Below are 16,678 nucleotides of genomic sequence, written 5' to 3'. Positions count from 1 at the left end.
GACCACCTGGAGTCGGCACGAGGCAGAGACATCCCGTCTCTGCCTTTTTGGTTTTCTGCCGGCTTCCGCAAGGCCGGCCCGATTGAGGGAGTCGAGATGTCATCGACCTTGGAACGGCAGGCTGTGGCGGTGGGCGAGCTGCTCGTGGGTGAAGGGCCCGCCGTGGTGATCCGTGGGCGGGTGAGCCTGCGGGGGGATCACGGGCCGGGGGACGCGTACGCGGTGCTCCGGGACGCGGTGTCGGCGCGCGGGCGGCCGAGGGGGCGGGTCACGCTGGTCGAGCCGTCGTCGGCGGCCGATCTGCCGGCGATCGCCGAGCTGGCCGACGCCGTCGTGGTGGGGGCCTCCTGGACGCGGGACATCCCGCTGGTGCGGGCGGCGGCGGCGCTCGGGCTGCCGGTGGTGGTGGAGCGGCGGGCTTCCGCTTCGCTGGAGGAATGGCTGGAGCTGGCCGCGTACTGCGCCGCCGAGGGGGACGGGCAGGTGATCCTCTGTGAGGGGAGTCAGCTCGACCTCGGGCTGATGCGGGCGGCGCGGGCTGCGTCGGGGCGTCCGGTGCTTGCCGACGTTTCACGAGATGTCGGGCTCGCCGCCGCCGCGATCGCCGCCGGCGCCGACGGCCTGCTCGTCGACGACCCCATCCAGGGCCGTGGTGCGGCGGACGGTCAGGGGCATGGTGCGGCGGACGGCCAGGGCCGTGGCGGTGCGGACGCTCGGGGGCGTGGTGCCGCGGAGGGTCGGGCGCGTGATGGCGCCTCCGGTCAGGGGCGGGGCGCGGACGCTCGGGGACGTGATGGCGCGCCCGGCCAGGGGCAGCGGGCCGGGGAGAGCTCCAGGCGCGCCTCCCCGAAGACCGTGGATCTGGTCGGCGGCGGGGCGCGGGAGTTCGCGGGACCCAAGGACCTCGCGGGTGCGACGGGCGGTGAGCGCGGACCGGCGGAGCCTGCGGATGTCGCTGGTGGTGAGCGGGAGCCGACGGGGCTCAGGGACATCGCGGACGTCACGGACGCCGGGGGCGGGGAGTCGGCGGAGGGCCAAGCGGGCGGGCACGTGCGCAAGGACACGGGCAGGGACACGGCGGGCGGGGACGCAGGCACGACCACGGCCGAGGACACGGCGGGCAGGGACGCGGGCGTGACCACGGCCGGAGATGTGGCGGCCGGTGACGTGACGGGCCGAGATGCGGCGGGCAGGGCCACGGCCGGGGACGTGGAGGTCGAGGCGGCCGGGCATGCGGCGCTGCGCGAGGCCGAGGAGGCCGTGACGATCGTCGGTGCGCTGGTCCGGCACGAGTCGCCCGCCACGCTGCCGGAGTGCAGGGAGGCGATCGACCGGGTGGATGCCGCGCTGGCGACGTTGCTGGAGCGCCGGGCCGCGCTGGCGGGCATCGTGCAGCGGCTCAAGCCGGTCGGCGGTTTCGCCGGGCGCGATCTGGACCGGGAGCGCGCGCTCGTGGCGAAGATGGCGTCGCGGGCGCCCTCGCTCGGAGAGGCTCGGCTCGCGCCCATCATGAACGCCGTCATCGAGGCAGGCCTGCATTTGGCCGAGGAACGGGCGAAGGAGTAGAGGCCCGGGGGTGAAGAGTGCCCGCCGTCCGTTTGCCCGGGGGTGGGGAGTGCTCTCGGCTCGTTTGCACGGGGGGAGCGCCTCTCCGCCCGGGTCGCCCGGCGTCCGGTGTGGCTGCTCGGCCGGTCCGTCCGGCGTCCGGCGCGGTTCCTCAGCCCGGTCCGGGGAGTTCGGCTGGCGTCGGGTGCGACTCTTCGGCCGGTTCGCCCGATCCGCCCGGCGTCGGGGGCGGTTCCTCAGCCGGTCCGGGGTTCGGCTGGCGTCCGGTGCGCTCTTTGGCCGGTTCGCCCGATTCGCCTGGGGTGTCCTGCAGCTCCCCTGCCGATCCCGTACGAGGTGCCCGTGCGGGGGCGTGTGATCGGTGGACCGGGGCCGGTTATGGGGCGGCGAGGTGGAAGTTGTTCATGGGGCGGCCGGGGCCGGCGGCGATCTGCTTGGTGATGAGGTCGGCGAAGCGGCGGTAGCCCTCGCCCGTCGGGTGGTAGCTGCGCGCGTTCACCTTGAGCTCCTCCACGTCCACGTGCAACCCGTTCAGGTACGGCTGCTCCCGCCCCACCTCGTGCCCCGTGAAGGCCTCGTAGGCGTCCACGTACTCGACGCTCCCCGGCCCCCCGAACGCCGCGATCGCCCGGTCGAACTCCGCCGCCACCGCCCCCACCGCGTCGTTGAGCCGCCGCGTCATGCCGTTGATCCAGCGCTGGTCCGCCACGGTGAGGTTGTCGACGCTCGCCACGGGCTCCCCGGGGAACGGCCGGGGGTAGCCGAGGACGATGACGCGGGCGTTCGGCGCCCGGACGCGCAGTTCGCCGAGGACCTTGAGCATGCTGGGCCGAAGCTGCTCGATGCGGCGGGCGACCGCGGCGTCCTGGTCGACGCAGGCCGCCGACCACGGCAGCTTGACGATGCAGCCCGTGAGTACCTTGGTGAAGCCGGCGTCGTTGCCGCCGATGCTCAGCGTCACCAGGCTGGCCTCCGGGCCGACGCGGCTGATCTGGGGCCGCTGGCCGTACTGGCCGGAGAGAAGCTGGCGGGTGGTGGCGCCGCTGCAGGCGTAGAAGGCGGTGCCGCCGCCGAAGCGGTAGGCCTGGGCCACCAGCGGCACGTACGAGCCCGTCGCCCGGTGGCACCGGTCGGCCCCGTCGTTGACCGGCTGCTTGTCCAGGTCGTAGACGCCCTCGCCCGAGGAGTAGGAGTCGCCGAGCGCCACGTACGAGCCGCTCTGCGCGACCTGGACGGGCGTCAGGCGGGTCACCTGCGGGAGCCGGCCGCGCGGCTCGCCGGCCGGAGGGCAGCCCGCGTCCAGCACGGCGCAGGCCAGCCGGGGATAGACGCCCAAGGGCAGGCATGCCAGGGCGAGCGCGACGCCGATGGCGGCGGCGGCCGCGGTCTGGATGATCCTTCGTCTGGCCTCGTCCAGCGCGACCTCCCCCGAGCGGTGACTCCATGATGCGGCATCGAGCCTACCCAGCCGATGATCGATCTGGGCGCGGGTCCGCCCCCGGTTCTCACCCTGAGGAGGCCTCGATGCGGCATCCGGTGCTTACGACTCGGCCGGGGACGCGGCCGCCGACCCGGCCGGTGACGGCGCCCGACGGCGCTTGACGATCGTCCAGCCCAGGGCGATGGCCACGGCCAGGGCCGGGATGAGGAAGAAGGCGATGCGCTGATCGCGGTCGGCGAACGGCATCAGCAGCACCACGAGCAGCAGGAAGGCGAGCGTCAGCCAGTTCGTGTAGGGCGAGCCGGGCATGGGGAACGCCGAGCGGTGGCCCGACCTGCGCAGCCGCGTCTGGCAGTAGACGAGCACGCCCCACGTGGTGATCACACCGAGCGAGGCGACGGCGGTGGCGATGTTGAAGGCGCGCTCGGGCAGGAAGTAGAAGAGCGCCACCCCGGCCAGGAACATGATCGCGGTGAAGAGGATGCCGCCGATCGGGACGAAGCGGGAGCTCAGGCTGCCGGCGAAGCGCGGGGCCTCCTGCTTCTTGGCCATCGAACGCAGGATGCGGCCCGTGGCGTACAGGCCGGAGTTGCAGGAGGAGAGCGCGGCGGTGATCACCACGAGGTTCATGGCGTCGGCCGCCCACGGGATGCCCAGACCGGCGAAGACCGTCACGAACGGCGAGGTGCCCGCACGGTAGGCGGTCCACGGCAGGACCATGGCCAGCAGCGCCACCGAGCCCACGTAGAAGATCGCGATGCGCCACACCACGCCGTTGATGGCCTTCGGCATGACCTCGCGCGGCTTGGCCGTCTCGCCCGCCGTGATGCCGACCAGCTCGATCGACGCGTACGCGAAGACCACCGACTGCAGGCTCATCAGCACCAGCGGCGCCCCGGTCGGGAAGAAGCCGCCGTGCGAGGTGAGGTTCTGTGGCCCCGCCTGGCCCACCGTGAACACCACCAGCACCAGCCCCACGACCAGGAAGACCGTGATCGCCAGGACCTTGAGCATGGCGAACCAGAACTCCAGCTCCCCGAACAGCCGCACCGACAGCAGGTTGACCGCCAGCACGAACCCGAGGGCGATGAGCGCCGTCAGCCACTGGGGGAACGCGGGGGCCCAGTAATGGATGTAGAGGGCGATCGCGGTCAATTCGGCGATGCCGGTGAACGCCCAGTTGATCCAGTACATCCAGCCGCTGGCGAACGCCGCCCACGGGCCGATGAACTCCCCGGCGTACTCGACGAACGACCCCGAGGCCGGCCGGTAGAGCACGAGCTCGCCGAGCGCCCGCATGACGAAGAACGCGGCCAGCCCGGCGGCGGCGTAGGACAGCACGAGCGCGGGGCCCGCGGCGGCCAGCCGCCCGCCGGCTCCGAGGAACAGGCCGACGCCGATCGCTCCGCCGATGGCGATCATCTGCACCTGGCGGTTGCCGAGCGCGTGCGTGTATCCCTCGTCGGTCTGCGTGCGCACCGAGTGTCTCCTCAGCTACTGGCGGTGACGTTCACGATATCGGTGCTGGTGATGGCGGGGGTCCCGGCGCGCCGCTCCGCGCGGCGGCCGATCAGCGGCGTGGCGTACGGTTCGGAGGCGGCACAGGAGGCGGCACAGGAGGCGGCACAGGAGGCGGCACAGGAGACGGCCCAGGAAATGGTGCGGCTCCGGATTGTCGGTGGGGGCCACTAGAGTTGAACCGAACACCTTATCGAGAGCGAGAGGTGCCGCTCCATGTCGTCCCGCGACTCGTTCGTCCATCTGCACGTCCACACCGAATACTCGATGCTGGACGGGGCCGCGCGGCTCAAGCAGATGTTCAAGCAGGTCGGCGACCTGGGCATGCCCGCGATCGCGATCACCGACCACGGCAACATGCACGGCGCGCACGACTTCTACAAGCAGGCCACGGCCGCCGGCATCAAGCCGGTCATCGGCATCGAGGCCTACGTCGCGCCGGAGCTGCGCCACAACAAGAAGCCGGTGCTGTGGGGCGAGCCGCACCAGAAGCGGGACGACGTCTCCGCGGGCGGCTACTACACCCACATGACGATCTGGGCGCGCAACAAAGCGGGCCTGCACAACCTGATGCGGCTGTCCTCGCGCGCCTACACCGAGGGGTTCGTCCGTAAATGGGCGCGGATGGACGCCGAGATCCTCGCCGAGCACGCCGACGGCCTCATGGCCACCACCGGGTGCCCGTCGGGCGAGGTGCAGACGAGGCTGCGGCTCGGCCAGTACGACGAGGCGCTCCGGGCCGCCGCGAAATACCAGGAGATCTTCGGCAAGGACCATTTCTTCCTGGAGATCATGGACCACGGGCTCGACATCGAGCGCCGGGTTCGCGACGGGCTGAGCAGGATCAGCCGGGAGCTGAACATCCCGCCGCTGGTCACCAACGACTCGCACTACACCTACGAGTCCGACTCCGCCTCCCACGACGCCCTGCTGTGCATCCAGACGGGCAAGCAGCTCTCCGACCCCGACCGGTTCCGGTTCGACGGCAGCGGCTACTACATCAAGACCGCCGACGAGATGCGCGCGATCGACTCCTCGGACCTGTGGGCCGAGGGCTGCCGCAACACGCTGCTGGTGGCGGAGAAGGTCGATCCGGCCGGGTTCTTCGAGTTCAAGAACCTCATGCCGACCTATCCCATCCCCGACGGCATGACCGAGGAGCGGTTCTTCCGCCAGGAGACCTGGAAGGGCCTCGAACGGCGCTTCCCCGAGGGCGTGGACGAGGAGCACCGCGCCCGGGCGGAGAAGGAGCTCGGCGTCATCCTCCAGATGGGCTTCCCGAGCTACTTCCTCGTGGTCGCCGACTTCATCATGTGGGCGAAGAACAACGGCATCCGCGTCGGCCCCGGGCGTGGCTCGGCGGCCGGGTCGCTGGTGGCGTACGCGCTGGGCATCACCGACCTCGACCCGATCCCGCACGGCCTGATCTTCGAGCGCTTCCTCAACCCCGAGCGCGTCTCCATGCCCGACGTCGACATCGACTTCGACGAGCGCAGGCGCGGTGACGTGATCCGCTACGTGACCGAGAAGTGGGGCGCCGACAAGGTCGCCATGATCGCCACGTTCGGCACCATCAAGGCGAAGGCCGCCATCAAGGACGCCGGCCGCGTCCTCGGCTACCCGTACGCGCTCGGCGACAGGGTGTCCAAGGCGTTCCCGCCGGCCGTCATGGGCAAGGACATCCCGCTCGCGGGCATCTTCGACAAGGATCACCCGCGCTACGCCGAGGCGGGCGAGCTGCGCCGGCTCTACGAGGAAGACATCGACGTCAAGGCGACGATGGACCTCGGCAAGGGCCTGGAGGGCCTGATCAGGCAGACCGGCGTGCACGCCGCCGGCGTGATCATGTCGTCCGAGGTGCTCACCGACTACGTCCCGATCATGCGCCGCGACTCCGACGGCGTGATCATCACGCAGTTCGACTACCCGACCTGCGAGGCGCTCGGCCTGCTGAAGATGGACTTCCTGGGGCTGCGCAACCTCACGATCATCGACGACTGCCTGAAGATGATCGAGTCCACCGGCGGCGACTCGATCGACCTGCTGAAGCTGCCGCTGGACGATCCCAAGGCCTACGAGCTGCTGGCCCGCGGCGACACGCTGGGCATCTTCCAGCTCGACGGCGGCGGCACGCGCTCGCTCATGCGGCTCATGCGCCCCGACAGCTTCGAGGACATCTCCGCGGCCCTGGCCCTCTACCGGCCAGGCCCGATGGGCGCCAACTCGCACACGAACTACGCGCTGCGCAAGAACGGCCAGCAGGAGATCACCCCGATCCACCCCGAGCTGGAGGAGCCGCTGCAGGAGATCCTCTCCACGACCCACGGCCTGATCGTCTATCAGGAGCAGGTCATGGCCATCGCGCAGAAGGTCGCCGGCTACTCCCTGGGCGGCGCCGACCTGCTGCGGCGCGCGATGGGCAAGAAGAAGAAGTCCGAGCTGGACAAGCAGTTCGAGTTCTTCGAGAAGGGCATGCAGGACAACGGCTTCTCGGCCGCCGCGATCAAGGCCCTGTGGGACATCCTGCTGCCGTTCTCCGACTACGCCTTCAACAAGGCCCACACCGCCGGCTACGGCCTGGTCGCCTACTGGACCGCCTACCTCAAGGCCAACCACCCGGCCGCCTACATGGCCGCGCTACTGTCCTCGGTGAAGGACGACAAGGACAAGTCGGCCCTCTACCTCAACGAGTGCCGGCGCATGGGCATCAAGGTGTTCCCGCCGGACGTCAACGACTCCGACTTCGACTTCACCCCGCGCGGCACCGACATCCGCTTCGGCCTGTCGGCCGTCCGCAACGTGGGCGGCAACGTGGTCGACGGCATCATCTCCGCGCGCAGGGAGAAGGGCCGCTACGCCGACTTCAAGGACTTCCTGCGCAAGGTCCCGGCCCTGGTCTGCAACAAGCGCGTGATCGAGTCGCTGGTCAAGGCGGGGGCGTTCGACTCGCTGGGGCACGTGCGCAAGGGCCTGGTCATGGTGCACGAGCCGGCCATCGACGCGATCATCGACATCAAGCGCAACGAGGCCATCGGCCAGGACTCCCTCTTCGGCGGGATGGACGGCGGCGAGGACCAGACGTTCGACGTGCAGATCCCGGTGGGGGAGTGGGACAAGAGCACGCTCCTGCAGTTCGAGCGGGAGATGCTCGGCCTCTACGTGTCCGACCATCCGTTGTTCGGGGTGGAGCACATCCTGTCGGCGGCCGACTGCTCGATCGCGGCCGTGCAGGACGAGAGCCGGGCCGACGGGCACGTGGTGACCGTGGGCGGCATCCTGAGCGGGGTGCAGCGCAAGGTCACCAAGAAGGGCGACACCTGGGTGCTGACCCAGCTCGAGGACCTCGAAGGGGCGATCGAGGTGCTGATCTTCCCGTCGGCGTACCAGCTGTGCTCGACGATCCTGGCCGAGGACGCCATCGTGTTCGTCAAGGGGCGGATCGACAAGCGCGAGGACGTGGCGAAGATCATCGCCATGGAGGTGACGGCGCCCGACCTCTCGCCGGAGGCGGGCGGGCCGCTGCTGGTGAGCCTGCCGCTGACGCGCTGCACGCCGCCGGTGGTGGGGCGGCTGAAGCAGATCCTCACGGCGCACCCGGGCACGTCGGAGGTGCATCTGCAGGTGCACGACGGGGCCAGGACGACGGTGCTGCGGGTGGGCGACCGGCTGCGCGTGACGCCGTCGGCGGCGCTGATGGGCGACCTCAAACAACTCCTCGGCCCGGCCTGCCTGAGCGCATGACCGCCGCCCGCCCAGACCCGGGGCCGTGGCGACAGCCGGTGAGGACAGCCGGTGAGGACGGCCGGTGAGGACGGCCCGTGAGGACGGCCCGTGAGGACAGGCTGTGACGACGGGCGGTGACGAGCGCCGGCCGGGAAACTGGCGAACCTCGCCGTCGTACGCCGGCCGGGCGTGGGGGAGGATCGCCATGTGAGCGAACTGCACTACCTGACCGCGACCGAGCTGGCCCATCTGATCAGGACCAGGCAGGTGAGCGCCGTAGAGGTCCTCCAGGCCCACCTCGACCGCATCGAGCAGGTCAATCCGAAGGTCAACGCCATCGTCACCCTCGTCGCCGAGCAGGCACTCGACGCCGCGAAGGCGGCCGACGCGGCAGGGGCGTCCAGCGGGGCCGGGACGTCCGGCGCGGCCGGGGCGTCCGGCGGGCCGGGGCCGCTGCACGGCGTGCCGGTCGCGCACAAGGATCTCGTCGACACCGCGAACATCCGCACGACCTACGGATCCCCCCTCTTCGCCGACCACGTCCCCACCGCGGACGACCTGATAGTGGAGCGGCTCAGAGCCGCCGGATCGATCACCCTGGGCAAGACGAACACCCCCGAGTTCGGCACCGGCTCGCACACCGTCAACGAGGTGTTCGGCGCCACCAGGAACCCCTACGACCTGTCCAAGTCCGCCGGGGGCAGCAGCGGAGGCGCCGCCGCCGCGCTGGCCACCGGCATGGTCCCGCTGGCCGGCGGCTCCGACATGGGCGGTTCGCTGCGCAACCCCGCCTCCTTCTGCAACGTCGTCGGCCTGCGCCCCACCCCCGGCCGGGTGCCCTCCCTGTCCGACACCAACGCCTGGTACACCCTGGGCGTGGAGGGCCCGATGGCCAGGACGGTTGAGGACGTGGCGCTGATGTTCGGGGTCATCGCCGGGTTCGACCGCCGGTCCCCGTACTCGATCAAAGAGGTTTTCGCGCCCGAGCCCGAGGAGGGCGTGGCGGGGATGCGGGTGGCGTGGAGCCCGGACCTGGGCGGGCTGCCGGTGGACCCGAGGACGGCGGCGGTGACCGCGACGGCGCCGGCGGTGTTCGAGCGGCTGGGCGCGCACGTCGAGCAGGTCGAGCTGGACCTGTCCGGGGCCGAGGAGGCGTTCAGGACCTATCGGGCGTGGAACTACGCGCTGTCCTTCGGCGATCTGACCGGGCTCGGCCCCAACACCGCCTGGAACGTCGAGCAGGGCCGCAAGGTCACCGGCGCCGACCTGGCCAGGGCCGAGCGCGCGCGCAGCCGCCTCTACCAGCGGATGGCCGTCTTCTTCGACACCTACGACGTGCTGATCGCGCCGGTCAGCCAGGTGCCGCCGTTCCCGGTCGAGCATCCGCACGTGCGCGAGGTCGACGGGGAGCCGATGCCCGACTACCTCGCGTGGATGCGCTCGGCGTACTGGATCAGCGTCCTGCACGCGCCCGCCGCCTCCGTCCCGGCGGGATTCACCGAGGACGGGCTGCCGGTGGGGGTGCAGATCGTCGGGAGGCCGTTCGAGGACGCCAGGGTCCTGCGCGTGGCCCGCGCGTTCGAGCAGGCTACCGAGTACGGCCTGCGCCGCCCGCCGCTCTAGCCGGTCAGAGCAGACAGGTCAGAGCAGACAGGTCAGAGCGGATGGTCCAGCGGGCCGGCCGGCTCGCCGTACGGATGCCGCAACGGCGAGTCGCGGTAGCCGTGCATGCCCTCCAGCAGCCCGAACAACCCCACCCCGAGCAGCGGCCAGGACACCAGCACGCCGGACGCGGTCAGCTTCAGCGCCCCGGGGACGACCTTGACCCCGGGCGCCGCGGCGGCCGAGACCGTGACCGCGCCGATCGTGAACGTGGACCCCGTCCACAGCGTCAGCATCGCCGCCAGCACCCCGCCCGCGCACAGCCCGAGCAGCACCGGCAGCATCCACCGCCGTCCGGTGAACCAGGCGACCCCGCCGCACAGCAGCCCCAGCCCGCCGGTGATCACCGCGAACCAGCCGTCGGCCGCGATCAGCGCCTGCGTGGTCGGGTCGGCCAGGACCGTTCCCTGTTCGGTGAGCACGTAGGGCGTCCGGGGCGTGATGCCGGACCAGAGCAGCCCGGCGGCGACACCGAGAGCGGCGAGTGTGAGGACAGTTACCGCAAAAGCGCGTACTTCCCTCGTCACGCCACTCCCCCTCATATGTACGTCTGAATCACTCGATGGTATCTCCCGGCTAGGCTCGCTTCGTGATTGCAGAAGAGTCCTGGTTGATAGAGCCCTCCGGCCCGCTCCGCGGGGACGTCGAGGTGCGCGGCTCCAAGAACGGGGTGTCCAAGCACATGGTCGCCGCCATGCTCGGCAGCGGCGAGAGCAGCATCCACAACGCCCCGGAGGTGGGCGAGGTCGGCATCACGGCGGCCATGCTGGAAGCGCTCGGCATCAACGTCGAGATCTCCCGTACGGAGATCAGGATCTCGCAGGGCCCGGAGATCAAACCACGGGTGCCCGACGCGTTCACCGGGCTCAACCGCATCCCCATCCTCATGCTCGGCCCGTTGCTGCACCTGGCGGGGGAGGCGTTCGTCCCGCTGGTCGGCGGCGACCCGATCGGGCGCCGGCCGGTCAACTTCCACGTGGAGGCCCTGCGCTCGATGGGCGCCGAGGTGGAGGTGGGTGACACCGGTATCTACGCCAAGGCCAAGCGGCTCAACGGCACCAGGATCGAGCTGCCGTACCCGAGCGTGGGCGCCACGGAGACGATCCTCATGTCGGCGGTGCTGGCCGAGGGCAAGACCGTGCTGAAGAACGCCGCGATGGAGCCCGAGGTGGTGGAGCTGGCGCTGTTCCTGCAGCGGATGGGGGCCAGGATCGAGCTCTCGCCGGACCGCAGGATCGTCATCGAGGGCGTCGAGCGGTTGCGCGGGGCCTCCACGTGGCTGACCGGCGACCGGATCGAGGCGTTCTCGTACCTGGCGGCGGGGCTGATCACCGGGGGAGAGGTGCGCGTGCACGGCTGCCCGCAGGACCGCCTGGTGACCGCGATCACCACGCTGGCCAGGATGGGCGCCCAGTTCGACATCAACGACGAGTACGTGTGCGCCACCGCGCCGCCCGAGGGGCTGCGCGCGGCGGCCGTGCAGACCGACACCCACCCCGGGTTCATGACGGACTGGCAGACGCCGCTCATGGTGCTGTTCACCCAGAGCCAGGGCATGTCGGTGCTGCACGAGACGGTCTTCGAGAACCGTCTGGTGTACGTGCCCGCGCTGCAGAAGATGGGCTGCGAGATCGAGGTGTTCGACCAGTGCCTCGGCGGGCCCGCCTGCCGCTACCACGACACGAACGCCAGGCACTCGGCCGTGGTGCGCGGCGTCTCCCAGCTCAGGGGCGCCGACGTGACGCTGCCCGACATACGGGCCGGGTTCTCGGCCGTGCTCGCGGCGGCGGTGGCCGACGGGAGCTCCACGCTGCGCGGCGTGCACCACATCGAACGCGGTTACCATCGGCCGTACGAGCAGTTCGCCTCACTTGGTCTGCACATCACACGGCAACGGTAAACCTCGGTAAAGAGGCAGGAAGCGGGCGTTTGCCGACGATCGGGACGTCGCAGATCATCTGACGTGACCGTACTCAGATCTGTCTGCGGGCTCGGAGTCGCAGGGGCGCTCGGCGGGGTGCTGACGGCGGCACTGGTCGCGCCCGTGGTCAGCGGGGGCGGCATGGCCGCGATGAACGTCGCGAACACCTTCGTCGACCTGCCGCCCGCCCCGCGTGAAGAGCCGCTCGCCCAGGTGACCAGGCTGCTGGACAAGGACGGCAGGCAGTTCGCCCAGTTCTACGAGGCCAACAGGACGGCCGTGCAACTTGGCGCGGTCGCGCCGATCATGCGCAAGGCCATCGTGGCCATCGAGGACGCCCGCTTCTACGAGCACGGCGGCCTCGACGTGCGCGGCACGGTCAGGGCGCTGCTGACCAACACCCAGGCGGGTGGCATCAGGCAGGGCGGCTCCTCGCTGACGCAGCAGCTCGTCAAGAACATCCTCGTGGAGAGCGCCCGCAGCGACGCGGAACGCGACAAGGCCCGCGCCCCGAACCTGGCTCGCAAGATCACCGAGCTCCGGTACGCGCTGGCGCTGGAGAAGAAGTACCGCAAGGACCAGATCCTGGAGCGCTACCTCAACATCGCCTACTTCGGCGCGGGGGCGCACGGCGTGGAGGCGGCGGCCCGGCGCTTCTTCTCGACCTCGGCCTCCCGGCTGACCTTGGCCCAGGCGGCCACGCTGGCGGGGGCGGTGCGGATGCCGTACTCGACGGACCCCTCGCTCGGGCGGGCGCAGCAGGCGCGGCTCAAACTGCGGCGCGACCTGGTGCTCGACCGCCTGGCGGGGCTCAAGCAGATCACCCCGCAGGAGGCGGCCGCCGCCAAGAGCGCGCCGCTCGCCCTCAGGCTCAGGCCCGAGCCGGGCGGGTGCGAGCAGAGCGCGTACCCGTTCTACTGCCTGTACGTGCAGCGCGAGCTGCTGTCGAACGAGGTGTTCGGCAACACCGCGGCCGAGCGGCGGGCCAGGATGACGCGGGGCGGCCTGACGATCAGGACCAGCCTCGACCCGATCGCGCAGCGCGCCGCCGAGCGCGCCATCCACAAGAACGTGGACCCGGCGGACACCGAGGTCGCCGCGGAGGCCATGGTCGAGCCGCTGACCGGGCGGATCAGGGCGATGGCGGCCAGCAAGCGGTTCGGCCGCAACCCGGGCAACAACAAGAACGGCCCCAAGACCACCTTCAACCTGCCCGCCGACGTGGCGCACGGCGGCGGGCAGGGGTTCCAGGCCGGATCGACGTTCAAGGTGTTCACCCTGGCGACCGCGTTGCAGCAGGGGTGGAGGTTCGGCGACGGGTTCCAGACGCCGGGGGAGCTGGTGCCGGGTCAGGGCTACCGCAACTGCGCCGGCCGCGCGGTGAACGACCCGGACAGCCGCGTGCTCAACGCCGGCGGCGAGGGCTCGGGCGGGCCGCACAGCATCGAGACCGGCACCTGGAAGTCGGTGAACATCTTCTACATGATGCTGGAGCGCAAGGTCGGCCTCTGCAACGTCGTGCGGACGGCCAAGTCGCTCGGCGCCGTCCGGGCGGACGGGAGGGCGCTGAAGGAGGTGCCGACGTTCACGCTGGGCGTCAACGAGATGGACCCGGTGACGGTGGCGGCGTCGTTCGCGGCGTTCGCGGCCAGGGGGGTCTACTGCCGGCCGCTGGCCATCGTGGAGATCATCGGCAGGGACGGGCGTCGTACGCACGTGCCGCCCGCGTGCGAGCAGGCCATCGAGCGGCCGATCGCGGACGCGGTCAACCACGTGCTCAAGGGCGTCTTCGACAAGGGCACCATGCACGGGCAGAGCATCGGCAGGCCGGCCGCCGGCAAGACGGGCACGAACAACGGCTACACCTCGGCCTGGTTCGCCGGCTACACGCCCGCTCTCGCGGCGGCCGTCAGCGTCGGCGACATCCGGGGCTCCTACCGCTTCCCGCTGCAGGACGTGAAGATCGGCGATCAGTACTTCGGGTCGGTGCAGGGGGCGTCGCTGCCGGGGCCGATCTGGGTGGAGTCGATGGGGCCGGCGCTGCGGCGGGTCGAGCCCAAGGGGTTCCCCGGTCCGAACATGGCGCGCTTCGGCGGCGGGCACACGCCGGGGCTGGAGAAGGCCCTCGCGGAGGAGGAGCGCAAGAAGCGGCAGGGCGGCCATCCCATGGGGCCGCGGCACCGCAGGCTCTTCGAGTGGCTGCTCGGTGAGAGGTCGCTGGACCACCTGCTCGGCTCGCCCCGCCGGCACGGGCACCACCGGGCCGTGCCGCGCGAGCGGATCCGGCGGGCGGCACGCGGTTAACCGCCGCCGGCCGCCCGGCACGGCTGTCGCGGGCCCGCCTCTGCCGGCGCGTCTTAGGCCTGTTTGCCGATGGGTGCGGTGACGGCTCTGGTGAGGGTGATGAGGTTGTCGGGCGCGGTCTCGATCTGCAGGCCGCGCTTGCCGGCCGAGAAGTAGATCGTCTCGAAGTCGAGCGCCGAGGAGTCGACCACCGTCGGGAGCTGCTTGCGCTGGCCGAGCGGGCTGATGCCGCCCACGACGTAGCCGGTCACCTTCTCCACCCTGGCGGCGTCGGCCATCGCGGCCCGCTTGCTGGACAGCGCGCTCGCCAATGCCTTGAGGTCGAGCTTGCCCGCCACCGGCACGACCGCCACCGCGAGACCGCTCTCGACCTCGGCCACCAGCGTCTTGAAGATGCGCTCGTAGGGGACGCCGAGCGCGTCCGCGGCCTCCTCGCCGTAGGCCTGGGCGGAGGCGTCGTGGTCGTAGGGATGGAGCGTGAAGTCGGCCTTGGCCTTGGTCAGGGCCATGGTGGCCGGCGTGCCGCCCTTGCCTTTCGATGTGCTCACGGCATCCGATTGTAGCGAATCTACATTGTAAAGGCGCGGCCGGGGGTGTACCCGAACGCCCTCCTGAACACGTCGATGAACGCGCTCGCCGAGGCCCAGCCGCACCGATGGGCGACCGCGGTCACGGCCGTGCCGTCGGCGAGCAGGAGCAGCGCGCGGTGCAGGCGGAGCTGGGTGCGCCACTGCGGGAAGCTCATGCCGAACTCGCCGCGGCACAGCCGGGCCAGGGTGCGGTCGCTGGTGCCCGCCTGCCCGGCGAGCTGGGCCAGGGTCCTGGGGTCGGCGGGGTCGTGGAGCAGGATCGCGCAGACGGCGGCCAGCCTGGGGTCCGCGGCGGTGGGCAGGTGGAGCGGCTGCTCGGGGGCGTGCTGGAGCTGGTCGAGCAGCACCGCCCGCAGCCGTGCCCGCTCCCCGTCGCCTGATCGATCGCCGGAGTCCCCGGCAGTGTGACCGTCGCCCGGGGTGGCGCGGGGCCGGTCTGGCTGGTCGTCCGTGTAGGCGATGATCAGTTCGCGCAGCAGCGGGCCGACGGCGAGCACGGCGGGGCGGTCGAGGCCCAGCGGGTTGCCGGTGAGGCCGACCAGGCGCAGGTCGGTGTCGCCGTGCGCGCGATGCTCGTGAACGGTGCCCGCCGGCACCCAGATCGCCCGGTTGGCCGGCGCCACCCACGTGCCCGAGCCGGTCGTGACCGACAGGACGCCGCGGCAGGCGTACACGATCTGGTGGGTGTCGTGGCGGTGCGCGTCGATGCCGGCGCCCGGCGCGAGGGGCCGGCGCCCGGTGGGCGCCTCGGGCAGATGGCGGATTCCCGTCATAAGTTGGCATTTTATCGGAAGCGGGCCAGTGCCCGCTGGGCGATGATCGAGGCGTGAACAGGATCCCCATGCTCGCCGCCGGCCACGCCACCGTGGACTTCTACCAGGGCGCGGTTCCGGCGCTGGTGCCGTTCCTGGTGGTGGGGCGGGGCTACGGGTACGTCGCCGTCTCGGGCATCGTGCTGGCCGCGACGCTGCTGTCGTCGGTCGTGCAGCCGCTCTTCGGCGTGCTGACCGACCGGTGGCGGATGCCGTGGCTGATCCCGGTGAGCATGGTCGTCGCCGGGGCGGGGGTGGCGTTCGGCGGCGTGACGGACTCGTACGTGCTGACCTGTCTGGCCGTGGCGCTCTCCGGGCTGGGTGTGGCGGCCTATCACCCGGAGTCGGCGCGGCTGGCCAGGATCGCCAGTGAGGGCAGTCACGTGCGGATGAGCTGGTTCTCGCTGGGCGGGACGCTCGGGTTCGCCTCGGCGCCCGTGCTCGTGACGCCGCTGCTGGCGGGGTGGGGGCTGGGCGCCTCGCCGTTCCTGGCGGTGCCGGCGGTCCTGGGGGCGGTGGTGACGCTCCCGGCGATCCGCGCGCTCGCGGGCAGGGAGACGGTGGCCAAGACCGCCGAGGCGGGGGCGGGGCGCGACGACTGGCCGTCGTTCGCCAGGCTGACGGCGGTGATCGTGTTCCGCTCGGTGGTGTACGTGGGGCTGAGCGCGTTCGTGGCCCTCTACATGGGGGGCGGGGCGGCGGGCGCGGTGGCGTTGTTCGTGCTGTTCGCGGGCGGGGCGGTGGGGACCGTGCTGGGCGGGCGGCTGGCGGCGCGCTGGGGGCGGGTGCGCGCGATGCGCCTGGCCTACGCGGTGGCGGTCCCGGCGGTCGCGGGTGTGGTGCTCGCGCCGGGCCCGATCGCGTACGTCTTCATCGCCGCCTCGTCGATCGCCCTGTACGCGCCGTTCTCCCTGCACGTCACGCTGGGCCAGGATTTCCTGCCGACCCGGGTGGGCACCGCCAGCGGGGTGACGCTGGGGCTGGCGGTGAGCGTCGGCGGGCTGACCAGCCCCCTGGTCGGCGCGGTCGCGGAGGCGGCTTCGCTCAGGGTGGCGCTGGCCTGCCTGATCGTGTTCCCGGTGCTGGCCTGGCTGCTGGCCCGCACCCTGAAGGAGCCCGCCGCCCTGGAACCGGCCTGATG

Annotated in this window: 12 protein-coding genes; 7 read left to right on the top strand and 5 right to left on the bottom strand. The window is 71.4% G+C overall.

Annotated elements, in window-relative coordinates; translation table 11 throughout:
• Window positions 1-96: 96 nt before the first annotated feature.
• Entirely contained in the window at window positions 97-1,566 is a 1,470-nt protein-coding gene (locus tag ABEA43_RS54340) for a chorismate mutase (protein WP_345574817.1), read from the top strand.
• A 376-nt stretch (window positions 1,567-1,942) separates the two neighbouring features.
• On the opposite strand, the gene ABEA43_RS54335 is transcribed toward ABEA43_RS54340, so the two are convergent.
• Together ABEA43_RS54335 and ABEA43_RS54330 are read right to left on the bottom strand one after the other, a co-directional pair.
• Window positions 1,943-2,902: an SGNH/GDSL hydrolase family protein gene (locus ABEA43_RS54335; RefSeq protein WP_345574815.1), complete on the bottom strand. Its 960-nt coding sequence runs from the start codon at window positions 2,900-2,902 to the stop codon at window positions 1,943-1,945.
• A 204-nt stretch (window positions 2,903-3,106) separates the two neighbouring features.
• Entirely contained in the window at window positions 3,107-4,486 is a 1,380-nt protein-coding gene (locus ABEA43_RS54330; RefSeq protein ID WP_345574813.1) for an amino acid permease, read from the bottom strand.
• Window positions 4,487-4,510: 24 nt separating this feature from the next.
• On the opposite strand from ABEA43_RS54330, the gene ABEA43_RS54325 reads away from it, so the two are divergent.
• The 3 genes from ABEA43_RS54325 to ABEA43_RS54315 all read left to right on the top strand — a co-directional run bounded on the left by ABEA43_RS54325 (window position 4,511) and on the right by ABEA43_RS54315 (window position 9,871).
• Window positions 4,511-4,699, top strand: coding sequence for a hypothetical protein (locus ABEA43_RS54325; protein WP_345574811.1), 189 nt, complete (start codon window positions 4,511-4,513; stop codon window positions 4,697-4,699).
• A 42-nt stretch (window positions 4,700-4,741) separates the two neighbouring features.
• Window positions 4,742-8,266, top strand: a complete 3,525-nt coding sequence (gene dnaE / locus ABEA43_RS54320) for a DNA polymerase III subunit alpha (RefSeq protein WP_345574810.1) — start codon at window positions 4,742-4,744, stop codon at window positions 8,264-8,266.
• A 189-nt stretch (window positions 8,267-8,455) separates the two neighbouring features.
• Window positions 8,456-9,871 (top strand): amidase, encoded by a 1,416-nt coding sequence (locus ABEA43_RS54315; RefSeq protein WP_345574808.1) that lies wholly within the window; start codon window positions 8,456-8,458, stop codon window positions 9,869-9,871.
• A gap of 32 nt (window positions 9,872-9,903) precedes the next feature.
• Here ABEA43_RS54315 and ABEA43_RS54310 read toward each other — a convergent pair whose 3' ends face one another.
• Window positions 9,904-10,437 carry a hypothetical protein gene (locus ABEA43_RS54310; RefSeq protein ID WP_345574806.1) on the bottom strand — a complete coding sequence of 178 codons (534 nt, stop codon included), beginning with the start codon at window positions 10,435-10,437 and terminating at the stop codon, window positions 9,904-9,906.
• Window positions 10,438-10,499: 62 nt separating this feature from the next.
• Between ABEA43_RS54310 and murA the strand changes: the two genes are divergently transcribed.
• On the top strand, window positions 10,500-11,810 hold the full coding sequence (gene murA / locus ABEA43_RS54305) for a UDP-N-acetylglucosamine 1-carboxyvinyltransferase (RefSeq protein ID WP_345574804.1): 1,311 nt from the start codon (window positions 10,500-10,502) through the stop codon (window positions 11,808-11,810).
• Between the two features lie 63 nt (window positions 11,811-11,873).
• Window positions 11,874-14,135: a transglycosylase domain-containing protein gene (locus tag ABEA43_RS54300; RefSeq protein ID WP_345574802.1), complete on the top strand. Its 2,262-nt coding sequence runs from the start codon at window positions 11,874-11,876 to the stop codon at window positions 14,133-14,135.
• A gap of 53 nt (window positions 14,136-14,188) precedes the next feature.
• Here ABEA43_RS54300 and ybaK read toward each other — a convergent pair whose 3' ends face one another.
• On the bottom strand, window positions 14,189-14,644 hold the full coding sequence (gene ybaK, locus ABEA43_RS54295) for a Cys-tRNA(Pro) deacylase (RefSeq protein WP_345574882.1): 456 nt from the start codon (window positions 14,642-14,644) through the stop codon (window positions 14,189-14,191).
• A gap of 59 nt (window positions 14,645-14,703) precedes the next feature.
• Window positions 14,704-15,498, bottom strand: coding sequence for an AraC family transcriptional regulator (locus ABEA43_RS54290; RefSeq protein WP_345574800.1), 795 nt, complete (start codon window positions 15,496-15,498; stop codon window positions 14,704-14,706).
• A 53-nt stretch (window positions 15,499-15,551) separates the two neighbouring features.
• Here ABEA43_RS54290 and ABEA43_RS54285 point away from each other — a divergent pair, with 53 nt between their 5' ends.
• Window positions 15,552-16,676, top strand: a complete 1,125-nt coding sequence (locus ABEA43_RS54285; protein WP_345574796.1) for an MFS transporter — start codon at window positions 15,552-15,554, stop codon at window positions 16,674-16,676.
• Window positions 16,677-16,678: the final 2 nt, after the last annotated feature.

Origin of the sequence: Nonomuraea rosea, assembly GCF_039539705.1 — a bacterium.
Lineage (GTDB): Bacteria > Actinomycetota > Actinomycetes > Streptosporangiales > Streptosporangiaceae > Nonomuraea > Nonomuraea rosea.
Note: the sequence above shows the minus strand (reverse complement) of the source record. Positions and strands in the feature narration are given on the sequence as shown.

What these genes read in the sequence shown, in the direction of transcription:
- ABEA43_RS54290 (WP_345574800.1), bottom strand. Translation starts at nt 15,498, where the DNA reads ATGACGGGAATCCGCCATCTGCCCGAGGCGCCCACCGGGCGCCGGCCC.
- ABEA43_RS54340 (WP_345574817.1), top strand. Translation starts at nt 97, where the DNA reads ATGTCATCGACCTTGGAACGGCAGGCTGTGGCGGTGGGCGAGCTGCTC.
- dnaE (WP_345574810.1), top strand. Translation starts at nt 4,742, where the DNA reads ATGTCGTCCCGCGACTCGTTCGTCCATCTGCACGTCCACACCGAATAC.
- ybaK (WP_345574882.1), bottom strand. Translation starts at nt 14,644, where the DNA reads ATGGCCCTGACCAAGGCCAAGGCCGACTTCACGCTCCATCCCTACGAC.